Annotated in this window: 9 protein-coding genes; 5 read left to right on the top strand and 4 right to left on the bottom strand. The window is 66.3% G+C overall.

All coding sequences use genetic code 11. From position 1 onward, the window contains the following. Positions 1-7: 7 nt before the first annotated feature. Entirely contained in the window at positions 8-259 is a 252-nt protein-coding gene (locus tag AC1RP5_RS09355; protein WP_493110363.1) for a sulfurtransferase TusA family protein, read from the bottom strand. Positions 260-515: 256 nt separating this feature from the next. Beyond that, positions 516-854 (bottom strand): Rap1a family protein, encoded by a 339-nt coding sequence (locus AC1RP5_RS09350; protein ID WP_493110362.1) that lies wholly within the window; start codon positions 852-854, stop codon positions 516-518. A 91-nt stretch (positions 855-945) separates the two neighbouring features. Between AC1RP5_RS09350 and AC1RP5_RS09345 the strand changes: the two genes are divergently transcribed. The 3 genes from AC1RP5_RS09345 to AC1RP5_RS09335 are packed head-to-tail and all read left to right on the top strand — an operon-like array spanning position 946 to position 3311. Next, a complete protein-coding gene (locus AC1RP5_RS09345; protein WP_493110361.1) occupies positions 946-1551 on the top strand; it encodes a D-glycero-alpha-D-manno-heptose-1,7-bisphosphate 7-phosphatase in 606 nt (201 codons plus the stop codon). A gap of 11 nt (positions 1552-1562) precedes the next feature. Beyond that, positions 1563-2111 carry a DUF4142 domain-containing protein gene (locus AC1RP5_RS09340; RefSeq protein WP_493110360.1) on the top strand — a complete coding sequence of 183 codons (549 nt, stop codon included), beginning with the start codon at positions 1563-1565 and terminating at the stop codon, positions 2109-2111. Positions 2112-2144: 33 nt separating this feature from the next. Beyond that, a complete protein-coding gene (locus tag AC1RP5_RS09335) occupies positions 2145-3311 on the top strand; it encodes a serine hydrolase domain-containing protein (protein ID WP_493110359.1) in 1167 nt (388 codons plus the stop codon). Positions 3312-3436: 125 nt separating this feature from the next. On the opposite strand, the gene AC1RP5_RS09330 is transcribed toward AC1RP5_RS09335, so the two are convergent. Next, positions 3437-3838, bottom strand: a complete 402-nt coding sequence (locus AC1RP5_RS09330) for an avidin/streptavidin family protein (RefSeq protein ID WP_493110358.1) — start codon at positions 3836-3838, stop codon at positions 3437-3439. Between the two features lie 159 nt (positions 3839-3997). Here AC1RP5_RS09330 and AC1RP5_RS09325 point away from each other — a divergent pair, with 159 nt between their 5' ends. Beyond that, on the top strand, positions 3998-5011 hold the full coding sequence (locus AC1RP5_RS09325; protein WP_493110357.1) for a TRAP transporter substrate-binding protein: 1014 nt from the start codon (positions 3998-4000) through the stop codon (positions 5009-5011). 16 nt (positions 5012-5027) lie between these two features. After that, a complete protein-coding gene (locus AC1RP5_RS09320; protein ID WP_493113325.1) occupies positions 5028-6866 on the top strand; it encodes a TRAP transporter large permease in 1839 nt (612 codons plus the stop codon). 12 nt (positions 6867-6878) lie between these two features. Here AC1RP5_RS09320 and AC1RP5_RS09315 read toward each other — a convergent pair whose 3' ends face one another. Further along, positions 6879-12044 carry a M10 family metallopeptidase C-terminal domain-containing protein gene (locus tag AC1RP5_RS09315; RefSeq protein ID WP_493110356.1) on the bottom strand — a complete coding sequence of 1722 codons (5166 nt, stop codon included), beginning with the start codon at positions 12042-12044 and terminating at the stop codon, positions 6879-6881. Positions 12045-12058 lie beyond the last annotated feature (14 nt).

Raw genomic sequence — 12058 nt, 5'->3', positions numbered from 1 at the left:
GGATCTGTCAGGACCAGTCGGCGCGCGAGCGGATCCAGAAGCTCTGGGTCGCCGGATCGTGCGCGAGCAGTTCGTTGCGGGTGAGCCGGCACCAGGCCGGGATGTCGAGGGGTGCCGCGATATCGAGCGCGATCACGCGCAGCACGCCACCGGGCATCGTCTTCAGCTTCTTGCGCAGCTCGAGCACCAGCGGTCCGCAGCCGAGATGGCCCGCGTTCCACTCGTCGTCCGCCTGCACCGGAGAAGAAGCCTGCTCCACCAAGAACCGCCCATATGAAACGCGCCCGCGCCGACGGCCCGGCCAGGACGGCGGGTCATCGGATGCGGCGGCAACGTCGAATGATTGATCTGGCGTTCACGGAACAAACGCCCGCCCAAAAGGCGAAATGGCTCCTCCGGAGCACGGCGTTCTACTGGTGTCGCACCGGCGCGGACATTAGGGAGCGCGTGTTACAGGGTCAATGAGGCGCGACGGCGACGACCCGCGCCACGGAACCGCGGGAGCAAAATATTCCTCACCGGCAGGGATACGTATTCATCATTGCATGCAGGATCGCCGCACCGACGGGCACGTTCTCGAAACTCGGATCGCGCTTCAGGAAGTTCTCCAGGAGAGTGACCGTCTGGAACGCCGTGAGACCGATGTCCGGCGGCACGCAATAGAGCGGCTGTTGCCGGCGGTTGATCAGCTCGGCATTGGCCCATCCGAGGCCGAGCCCGATCCCGCCGATCGCCCCGATCATCGCCGCATCCCCCTTGCGCGCGCCCGCCAGGATTTCCCGCGCCGAGGCTTCGGCGTGCGCCGTCACGGGTGATACGAACAGAAGCGCCGCCAGAACCAGGGACCACCGCATGCGCGGAAGGCTAGGCGACACGTTTTGCACTGGCAACGCCGTTGCACCGGGCCCGCAAGCAACATTTAGCGCCGGATATCGTTGAGCGAGCGTGTCCCGCCCTTCCCTCTTTCCGACGCCGCCCGCGCTGGTCCTGCTAGATCGCGACGGCGTCGTCGTGGTCAACGAGCGGATCAACATCAAACGGCCGGACCAGCTCAGGCTCATTCCCGGCGCGGCCGAGGCGATCGGACGGCTGACGGCGGCGGGCGTGAAGGTGGCGATCTGCACCAACCAGCCGGAGGTCGGGCGCGGCGTCATGAGCCGTGAGCAGCTCGCCGAAGTGCATGCGTCGCTGGAGGCGAACATCGCCCGGCACGGCGGCAGGATCGACTTCGTGCTGTGCGGCACCGGCAGCGCCAAGGACCCGTGGGACAAGCCCGGGCCGGGCATGCTCGAAACGGCCCTCGCGCGACACGGCGCCATTGCGCGCGAGACGCCGTTCGTCGGCGACCAGCTCGACGATCTGCGCGCGGCCTTTCACGCCGGCTGCCGGCGGGTGCTGGTGCGAACCGGCCTCGGCGCCAAGACGCTGGCGCGCGGCTTGCCGGACTATGTGCAGCCGGTGACAGTGGCGGACGATCTCGCGGCGGCCGTCGACCTGTTCCTGCGCGGCCCCATTGCCGACGATGCGCCTTCGCGCGCCGCCGCTTCGTGAGGAGAACCACGATGTTCAAGCTTGCCCTCTGCACCGCGGCGGCGCTCTGCATTGCCGGTGCGGCGCCAGCCTTCGCCGCCGATCCACCGATGTTCGCCTCCGAGAAGGCTGCGGAGGTCGAAGCGAGCAAGGCCGTTCCCGGCACCGGCGGTTTCCTGGCGCGCGTCACCGCCGACAACAAGTTCGTGATCGAGAGCAGCGAGCTTGCGCTGAAGAAGAGCAAGAACGACGCCGTGCTGGCCGTCGCGAAGACGATGCTGGCCGACCACAACGAGGCAACCGCGAAGCTGCAGCAGGTGCTCACCGAGGCCAAGCTGTCGGCCGGTCCCGATGCGCTCGACGCGCGCCACAGGGTGGTGCTCGACGATCTCGCGACCAAGGACGGCGCCGACTTCGACAAGGCCTGGCTCGATGCCGAGACCAAGGCGCACGAGCGGACGCTGGCGCTGTTCGAGGCCTATGCCAAGGGCGGCGACAATCCGCCCCTCAAGCAATTCGCACAGGATCTGCTGCCGATGTTGAAGGCGCATCTCGAGCAGGTGGCGAAAGTTTCGCGATAGAGAGCGGCCGCCATTCCCGCTAGCGTGGACGGCATGTCCCAAAGCACACCGGTCACGCTCGCCAACTGGCGCACGGCGGGCTTCACCGCCCCCGCCTTCCGCACCGTCCCCGACTTCATCCCGACCGAGCGCATCGCCGCCGATCCCGGCGGTGGCGAGGCCCTGCCCGCCGCACCCGATGCCGATTTCTCGGCCTTCAACGTCACGCTCCCCGGCGGCAAGAGCTTCGACCTGGAGGCGCTTCTGGCCGCCACGGCGACCGACGCCCTCCTCGTCGTGCAGGACGGCCGGATCGTTCGCGAGACCTACGGCAACGGGCTCGATGCCACGACGCCGCACATCCTGATGTCGATGTCGAAGGCGATCACCGGCCTGGTCGCCGGCACGCTGGCCGAGGCCGGCACGCTCGACACCGAGGCGCCGGCCGCGACGCTCGTGCCCAAGATCGCCGACACCTCCTATCGCGGCGCCACCGTGCGCCACCTGCTCGACATGCGCGCCAGCGCCGTCTTCGATTCCGCGACGCTCGCCGCCTATGCCGCGGCGACCGGCTGGGAAGCCCCGTCGCCGGCCGCGGCGCCCGCCGACCTGAAAGCCTTCTTTGCCGGCATGGCGCACGTGGCCGGAACGCATGGCGGTGCCTTCAAGTACGACTCCGCCAACACCGACCTTTTGGGCATCATCCTCGAACGCGCCACCGGCAAATCCTACGCCCAGCTCGTGAGCGAGACGCTGTGGCAACCGATGGGCGCGACGCACGATGCCTTCATCACCGTCGACAGCCAGGGCGCCGCGCGGTGCAGCGGCGGCGTCTGCGCCACCGCCCGCGACGTGGCGCGGCTGGGCCAGCTCGTGCTCGACGAGGAACGCCATGACGGCCGCCAGATCGTGCCGAAAAGCGTGATCGCCGACTTGTGGGAGGGCGGCGACGCCGGCGCCTGGAGCGCGGGCCAGTTCGGCGCGAGCTTCAACGCGATGGGCCTCGGCACCACGCGCTATCGCAATGGCTGGTACATCGTCGACGGCTCACCGCGGATCCTGTTCGCGATGGGTATCCACGGCCAGAACCTGTTCGTGGTGCCCGACTACCGGCTGGTGATCGTGAAGCTGTCCTCGCTGGTCACGCCGATCGACCCGCCCGCAATCATGCTGGCCCATCGCGCCGTCGCGGAGATCGCCCGCCTGCTGGGCGCGAAGTAATCCACAACCGGCCGCGGAACCGCGGGAATCGACGCCCGTTCTGTCGGGGCGCCGGTTTCACCCCCGCTGCCGGTGCACCCAAGAGAGAGCCCGCGTCTCCCCCGGCGCGGGCTTTTCCTGTTGGGCTAGTTCTGCCGCGTAAAAGTGTCGGAGCCCTTGGTCTCCTGGAACTTGTAGTCCTTGTCTACGTAGCGAAGGTCGAAGGTGATGCTGAGGGTCGGGCCGTTCACCGTGCCCTGCCAGATTGTGATGGTCTGGGCACAGGGCGCGAAGCTGCCGACCATCGAGACCTTGTTGTCGTCCTCGAGACGGCCGTTGACGTTGATCGGCACACCCTCGCAGGAATAGCCCTTGGCGTAGTTGATGAAGGTGCCGCGGAAGCTCTTGTTGGCCGCGTCGACCTTGGTGATCAGCAGCAGCGATCCCTTGGTGTTCTTCCACAGCGACTGCTCCGCGAGCGCTTGGGCGTTCGCACCTGACGCGGCGGCCAGCAGGCCCAACGCCAGCACACTCATCTGCAATTTCACGGGAGCTCCTCTGCGTTCAGCATGTAGGTGGCGCGAAAGACGCCATTCGTTACAGGAACCGCGCAGTTTCGCGCCAGCCATTTCATATCTGGTGAATCGCAAACCGCTTGGCTCCCGCGGCGACGGTTCTTAAACACTGCGGCCAGGAGGAGACATCCAATGCAGAAGTTTTCACGCCGCAGCGCCGTGATCGGCGCCGGTGCGGTCGCCGTCACGTCGTTCTCGATCGGTCGCGCCCGCGCCGCCGAGTTCACCTACAAGTACGCCAACAATCTCCCGGCCTCGCATCCGATGAACAAGCGGGCGCTGGAAGCGGCGGCGAAGATCAAGGAAGAGACCAACGGCCGCTTCGAGCTGCAGGTCTTCCCGTCGAGCCAGCTCGGCTCCGACACCGACACCTTGGGCCAGATCCGTTCGGGCGCGGTCGACTTCTTCACGCTGTCGGGCCTGATCCTCTCGACGCTGGTGCCGGCGGCGGCGATCAACGGCGTCGGCTTCGCCTTCAAGGACTACGACACGGTCTGGAAGGCGATGGACGGCAAGCTCGGCGAGTATGTGCGCGGCGAGATCGTGAAGGCCCGCACCATCTTCGCCTTCGACAAGATCTGGGACAACGGCTTCCGCCAGACCACGACCTCGAACCGGCCGATCGTGACGCCGGCCGATTTCGTGAACCTCAAGATCCGCGTGCCGGCGGCGCCGCTCTGGACCTCGATGTTCAAGGGCTTCGGTGCGGCGCCGACGACCATCAACTTCAACGAGGTCTACAGCGCCCTGCAGACCAAGGTGGTCGACGCGCAGGAGAATCCGCTCGCCATCGTCGAGACCGCGAAGCTCTACGAGGTCCAGACCTACTGCTCGCTCACCAACCACATGTGGGACGGCTTCTGGTTCCTGGCCAACAAGGCCAACTGGGACCAGCTCCCGAAGGACATCCAGGCGATCGTCACCAAGAACATCAACGCGGCGGCCCTGGCCGAGCGCGGCGACGTCGCGGAGCTCACCAAGACCGTGCAGGACCAGCTCACGGCCAAGAACATGAAGTTCAACACCGTCGATCCCGCGCCCTTCCGCGAGAAGCTGAAGGCGGCCGGCTTCTACGACGAGTGGAAGAAGAAGTTCGGCGACCAGGCCTGGGGCATCCTCGAAGGCGCGGTCGGATCGCTTGGCTGAGGCGGCGGCCGATCGCCTGCCCGCCGCTCCCGCGCCGGGCGCTTTAGGCTGGATCGAGCGCGGGCTGGGGCTCGCGGTCGAGACGGTGGCGGCGATCCTCGTCGTCGCCGAAGTGGTGGTGCTGTTCTCCGGCATCGTCGCGCGCTACGTGCTGCACAGGCCGATCACCTGGTCCGACGAGGTGGCGTCGAGCCTGTTCCTGTGGCTCGCCATGCTGGGCGCCGTGGTGGCGCTCAGGCGCGGCGAGCACATGCGCATGACGGCGATCGTCTTCTCCTTCCGGCCGGACGTGCGGCGCTGGTTCGACACCTTGGCGCTGGCGGCCGGGCTCGCCTTCCTCGTGCTGGTCGCCTTGCCTTCGTTGAACTGGGCCTATGAGGAATCCTTCGTCGTCACGGCCGCGCTGGAGATTTCGGCGGCATGGCGTGCCGCGGCCTTTCCCACCGGCATCGCGCTGATGATCGTGTTCGCGCTGTTCCGGCTGGCCCGCGCGCCGCTCAAGGAAGCCGCCTCCGCCGTCGCGCTGGTCGCGGCGATCACCGCCGGCTTCTGGCTGCTGGGACCGACCCTGAAGCCGCTGGGCAACCTCAACCTCGTGATCTTCTTCGTCGGCATCGTGGGCGTCTGCGTGTTCGCCAGCGTGCCCATCGTCTTCTCCTTCGCGCTCGCCACCTTCGGCTACCTCGCACTGACCACACGCGTGCCGGTGGCGACGCTGGTTGGACGCATGGATGAGGGCATGTCGCACCTCATCCTGCTCGCGGTGCCGCTGTTCGTGTTCCTCGGCCTGCTGATCGAGATGACCGGCATGGCGGCCGCGATGGTCCGCTTCCTCGCGAGCCTTCTGGGCCATGTGCGCGGCGGGCTGTCCTACGTGCTGATCGGCGCGATGTATCTCGTGTCGGGTATCTCGGGCTCCAAGGCCGCCGACATGGCCGCCGTCGCGCCGGCGCTCTTTCCCGAGATGAAGGCGCGCGGCGCCAAGCCGGGCGATCTCGCGGCGCTCCTCTCGGCGACGGGTGCGCAGACCGAGACCATCCCGCCCTCGATCGTGCTGATCACCATCGGCTCCGTCACCGGCGTCTCCATCGCCGCCCTGTTCACGGGCGGCCTGCTGCCCGGCATCGTGCTGGCGATCGGTCTCTGCTTCGTGGTCGCGCGACGCTATCGCCACGACGATCTGAGCGGCGTCACCCGCGCCTCGGCCGGCGAGATCGCGCGCAGCTTCGCCATCGCGCTGCCGGCGCTGGCGCTCCCCTTCGTGATCCGCGCCGCCGTGGTCGAGGGCGTCTCGACCGCGACCGAGGTCTCGACCATCGGCATCGTCTATTCGGTGCTGGCGGGCCTGTTCGTCTATCGCCGCTTCGACTGGAAGCGGCTGGGCCCCATCCTGGTCGAGACTGCGTCGCTGTCGGGCGCGATCCTGATCATCATCGGCGCGGCCTCGGCAATGGCGTGGGGCCTGACGCAATCGGGCTTCTCGCGCACGCTGGCGCAGATGATGACGCAACTCCCCGGAGGCGCGGCAGGCTTCATGGCCATGTCGATCGTGGCCTTCATCCTGCTGGGCAGCATCCTCGAGGGCATCCCGGCCATCGTGCTGTTCGGGCCGCTGCTCTTCCCGATCGCCAAGGCGATGGGCATCCACGAGGTCCACTATGCGATGGTGGTCATCCTCGCCATGGGCCTCGGCCTCTTCGCCCCGCCCTTCGGCGTCGGCTACTACGCCGCCTGCGCCATCGGCAAGGTCAACCCCGACGAGGGCATCCGCCCGATCTGGGCCTACATGGCCGCGCTGCTGATCGGCCTGATCGTGGTCGCCGCCGTGCCGTGGATCTCGATCGGCTTCCTGTAAGGCAGCCTGTCGTCAGAGCAGGATGTCGCCCAGGTTGATCGCATTGGCTCCGACCAGCGAGATCGCAAGGTCGGTCGAGACGTTGAAGGTGCCGGCGACCTTCTCGATATAAAGGCTGGTCGACTGGCCGTTCGACTGGATGACGATGTGGCTGGCGTCGAGATGCAGCGTCGTCAGGTCGAGCTTCGACGTCCCCGACACGAAGTCCCCGATGATGTCGTAGCCGGCCGCCAGGTTGCTGTCGGCATACTCGTTGTAGGCGAAGACGTCGGCGCCGCCCTTGCCCCAGAGGACATCGCCGCCGACGCCACCCGTGAGGCGGTTGGCGCCCGCATTGCCCACCAGTGTATCGGCATTCGCGCTGCCGGTGACGCTCTCGACCGAGTTCATGAGGTCGACCAGCACGCCACCGACATGGCCCGTCTGCGCACCGAGATCGACATAGACCGCACCAGTCGCGCCGACATAGGACGCCGTGTCGTTGCCGGTCCCGCCCCAGAGCTGGTTAGCGCTGCCGGCCGTGGCGGTGCCGCCCATCAGCGTGTCGTCGCCGCCCTGGCCGTAGAGATAGTCGGTGCCCGCGCCGCCCATCAGCACGTTGCCGTTGGCGTCGCCGACGAGAACGTCGCTTCCCGAGCTGCCGATCAGGTTCTCGATGGAATTCATCTGGTCGACCAGCACGCCGTCGACATAGGTCGAGAGCGCGCCGATGTCGGCATAGATCGAACCCGTCATCCCCACATAGGAGGCGGCGTCGGTGCCCGCGCCGCCCCAGAGCTGGTTGGTGCCGCCGGCAGCCGCCGTGCCGCCGATCAGGATATCGTCGCCGCCCTGGCCGTAGAGAATGTCGGAGCCGGCGCCGCCGGTCAGGACGTTCGCGGCGGCATCACCCACCAGCACGTCGTTGCTTGCGCTGCCTAAAAGGTTCTCGATCGAGCTCATCTGGTCGACCAGCACGCCATCGACGTAAGTCGCGAGCGAGCCGATGTCGGCATAGATCGCGCCGGTCATGCCGACATAGGAGGCGGTGTCGCTGCCCGCGCCGCCCCAGAGCTGGTTGGTGCTGCCGGCAGCGGCGGTACCGCCGATCAGGATGTCATCGCCGTCCTGCCCGTAGAGAATGTCGGAGCCGGCGCCGCCCATCAGCACGTTGCCGCCTGCATCGCCGACCAGCACGTCGTTGCCCGATCCACCGGTGAGGTTCTCGATCGAACTCATCTGGTCGACGAGAACGCTATCAACGTAGCCTGCCTGCGCGGCGAGGTCGGCATAGACGGCGCCGGTCGTGCCGACATAGGACGCGGTATCGCTCCCCAGCCCGCCCCAGAGCTGGTTGGTGCCGCCGGCCGTAGCGCCGCCGCCGGCCAGCGTGTCGTTGCCGTCGCCGCCGTAAAGCACATCGTTGCGGTCCGTCGCCAGTTGCTGGCCCGGCACGGTCACGGTCGTCGAGATGACGTCGTCGCCAGACGTTCCGACGACGATGACGCCGGGCACGAATATGCCCTGCTCGACATCGACTTCGGCATTGCCGGACACATAGCGGTCGAACGTGCCGCTGGCGTCGGTGAGCGAGCCGGTCTTCGTCCAGTCCGCAGCGCCCAGCGAGACGGTATCGCCTGCATTGCCTTCGACCGCGAGAACATGCTTGCCGCCGACGACGACACCAAGACCTCCGAGCACCGCGAGCTTGCCAAGTATCAGCGTGTTGTCGCCTGTACCTGTGAGATCGATGCGCTCGATGCCTTCCAGCCTCGCCGCGATCTGCGGGTTGGCGAGGTCGAGCACAAATCCCGCGCCGTCCAGCACCAGCGTATCGATGCCCGTGCCGCCATCGGCGGCGCGGAAGGCGAGATCCTTGACGATCAGTTGATCGTCGCCCGCGCCGGCATGGAACACGTCGGCATCACCGCCGCCCGCCAGCACATCGTTGCCGCTTCCGCCGATCAGGATCTCGGCCGCCGCCGTGCCAGTGGTCGTCACCGTGCCGCCGAAAGCTCCGCCGAAGATGACGTAGCCCGTACCGTAAACGTCGGGGGCCCAAACGGGATTGCCGGGGCGCCGATCGGCGTGCGGAGCGGCGATGATCAGGTCGTCATAGCCATCTCCATTGACGTCGCCCGCCTTCGAAACCGAACGACCACTGCCATCCCCGTCAGCCGCGCCGATCAGCTTGAAACCGGCACTGCCATTCAAAGTGGAGAGATCGATACTGGAGGCGAAGCTCGAGGCCTTGCCGAACACGACATAACTGGCGCCCGAGTTGTCATCGTACAAGTCGGCCTGGGGAGCACCGACGATCAGGTCGTCGTAGCCGTCGCCGTTGATGTCGCCCGCCGACGAGACGGAGTAGCCGCTCTTGTCCTGGGCGGCCGCGCCGATCAGCTTGAAGCCGTTGTTGCCGTTGAGCGTGGCGAGGTCGAAGTTGGCGGGGAAGCCCGACGCCTTGCCGAACACGAGGTAACTTGCCCCCGAGAAATTGCCCTTCGCGGGGGTATCCCTAGCGCCGATGATGATGTCCTCGAACCCGTCGCCGTTGACATCGCCTGCCGAAGCAACCGATGAGCCGGCAGCCTGGTCCTTGGGGGCGCTGAACTTGAAGCCGTTGGTGCCGTCCAACTTCGAGACTTTGACATTGGCGGCGAAACCGGCTGCCTTGCCGAACAGGACGTAGGTGTCTCCGGTCCCAAAGGAATCGAACTCGCCGACGATCAGGTCGGCATAACCATCGCCGTTCAGATCCGCAGAAGCGACCGATGAACCCGCCTGACCGAAGAAATCGGCGCCGTCGAGCCGGAAGCCGTTGCTGCCGTTTAGACTGGCGAGGTCGACATTGGAAGCGAAGCCCGATGCCTTGCCAAACACCACATAGGTCGCACCCGAATTCGTATTGGCTCCCCTGGCGCCGATGATCAGGTCGTCGAAGCCGTCGCCGTTGATGTCGGCCTTCCCTGCGACCGAGAAACCCGTCTCGCCACTCGCCGTGGTGCTGCTCAATTTAAAGCCCGCGCTGCCATTCAGGCTGGCGAGGTCGGTATTGGCGGCAAACCCTGAGGCCTTGCCGAACACGACATACGCCGCACCGGAAAAGTCGCCATTCACCTTTGCTCCGGGAGCACCGATGATCAGGTCGTCATAGCCATCACCGTTGACATCGCCGGCCGAGGCTACGGATTGGCCACTCCTTTCGTAGATCGCGGTCCCGCTCAGGCTGAAGCCGTTGCCGCCAGTCAGGGTGGAGAGGTCGAGGCTTGCGGTGAAGCCCGAGGCCTTGCCGAACACGACATAGCTCATCCCCGAGGACGTGCCGTTCGGCGTGGCGGCATTGATGCCGATGATCAGGTCGTCGAAACCATCGCCGTTCATGTCGCCAGCCGAGGCAACAGAGAAGCCGAAGCCGTCGCCGCGCCCGCCGGTCAGCTTGAAGCCCGTGGTCCCATCCTGCGTCCCAAGCAAGATGCTCCCGGGTGGCAACGTCCGGACCTGTTCGACCAGAACTTCGGCATCGCCATTGACCCAACGGTTGAATTTGCCGTTGATTTCGTTGGAGAGGCCTGTGTTCGTCCATCCCTGATCGGCGAACTGCACGACGTCGCCAAGATCGCGCTCGACCATCAGGACGTGCTTGTTGCCGACCGTCGTGCCAATGCCGGAAAGAGCGCCCGCCAGATCGATCCGGAGCGTGTTGTTGCCGGTTCCCGTCAGGTCGATGCGTTCGATGCTGACAAGTTGCGATCTCGTGTATGCGTTCGTCAGGTCGAGGACGAGGCCTGTCCCACCCAGCAGCAGCGTGTCGGTGCCGCTGCCACCGTCGATCATCGCGAATGTCACATCGTCGACGGTCAGTCGGTCGTTGCCTTCGAGTCCGTAAAGAACGTCGCGGCCTCCGCCGCCGTTGAGGACATTGTCGAGCACCGAGCCGGTTATGATGTTGGCCGAGCTGTTTCCCTTGCCGGCTACCCCTGTGTAATCGATCAGGGTCAGGTTCTCGACATTGGCTGCCAGCGTATAGCTGGCGGCCGACGAATAAACGGTATCGGTTCCACCCCCGCTCAGCTCGGTGACGACATCGCCGGCATTGTCCACATAAAAGGTGTCGTCTCCCGAACCGCCGATCATCGTGTCGGCGCCGGCCTTGCCGTCCAGGGTATCGTTACCTGCTCCACCGTCGAGGCGGTTGGCGACCTCGTTGCCGGTGATCGTGTCGTCGCCGCTGCCGCCGACCGCGTTTTCGATCACGACACCGCGGGCGATCGTGAAGCCGCCCTCGATCATCGTGCCGGCGCTCGTATAGGCGTAGGAGACGTAGCCGCCGCCGTTGTTGCCGGCCGTCGCCGCCCTCAGGTCGATGATCGCCCGGCCGGACGCGCCCAGGTTCGAGAGCGTGTCGATCCCGCCGGTATCCCAGATCGACGACCAGTAGGTGCCGGGCCCGTTCGACGTCGGCAGCTCGTAGACATTGTTGCCGGAGGCGTAGCTCGTGTTGGCGCCGTAGATCGCCTGGACAGCGGCGATGTCGAGCGCCATCGGGCCGTACTGCAGCCCCCAGGTTTCGTCGGTATGTCCGGGCAGCTTCAGCGGCCAGCCGGCGTTGTAGCTCATCGTCGTATAGACGCCCTGATTCAGGCCATAGTCGCCGTAACTATCGAATGGCGCGCTGACGCCGGGAAACCTCGTCGCATCCAGCGCAGGTCCGCCATCATGCGGATGAGCAAGGCCCAGCAGATGGCCGATCTCATGGACCATCGTGATGAAGCCCTGGCCTCCCGCGCGCAGGTCGGACAGAGCCGGATCGTCAGCGTTGAACAGGACATTGAGCGTCTCGGATTCGCTGAAACCCGGCAGCTCGCTCCAGCCGAGGATTCCCGGCTCGCCGGCCTGCCCCTGTGTGCCCCACCAGAACTTGGCGTCGGCGTCCGCAACATCCGTCACCTCGACGAAGTCGACGTTCGCCACGTTCTCCCAGAGCGACAGCGCCTTCCGCAGCCCTTCGAGAGCCACCGGGGTCCAGGCATAGGAATTCTGGCCATCCATCGTGCCCTGGAAAGCCGTCCACTGGATGGTGACGGTGCCGCCGTCGCCATCCTGCCAGGCGCCACCGGTGACGAGGCTATCGATCCACCGGTCGGATCCGTTGCTGGGGGGTCCGTCGATGTAGAAAGTCGTGGCGACGCCTGGCACGTGGATGTCCTACG

The organism is Reyranella sp. GW821-FHT12G01 (assembly GCF_058806575.1).
This window is presented reverse-complemented; position numbering and strand designations above follow the sequence as displayed.

Excerpts from the sequence above, each read along its gene's own strand:
- AC1RP5_RS09340 (WP_493110360.1), top strand. The coding sequence starts at position 1,563 with ATGTTCAAGCTTGCCCTCTGCACCGCGGCGGCGCTCTGCATTGCCGGT.
- AC1RP5_RS09350 (WP_493110362.1), bottom strand. The coding sequence starts at position 854 with ATGCGGTGGTCCCTGGTTCTGGCGGCGCTTCTGTTCGTATCACCCGTG.
- AC1RP5_RS09335 (WP_493110359.1), top strand. The coding sequence starts at position 2,145 with ATGTCCCAAAGCACACCGGTCACGCTCGCCAACTGGCGCACGGCGGGC.
- AC1RP5_RS09325 (WP_493110357.1), top strand. The coding sequence starts at position 3,998 with ATGCAGAAGTTTTCACGCCGCAGCGCCGTGATCGGCGCCGGTGCGGTC.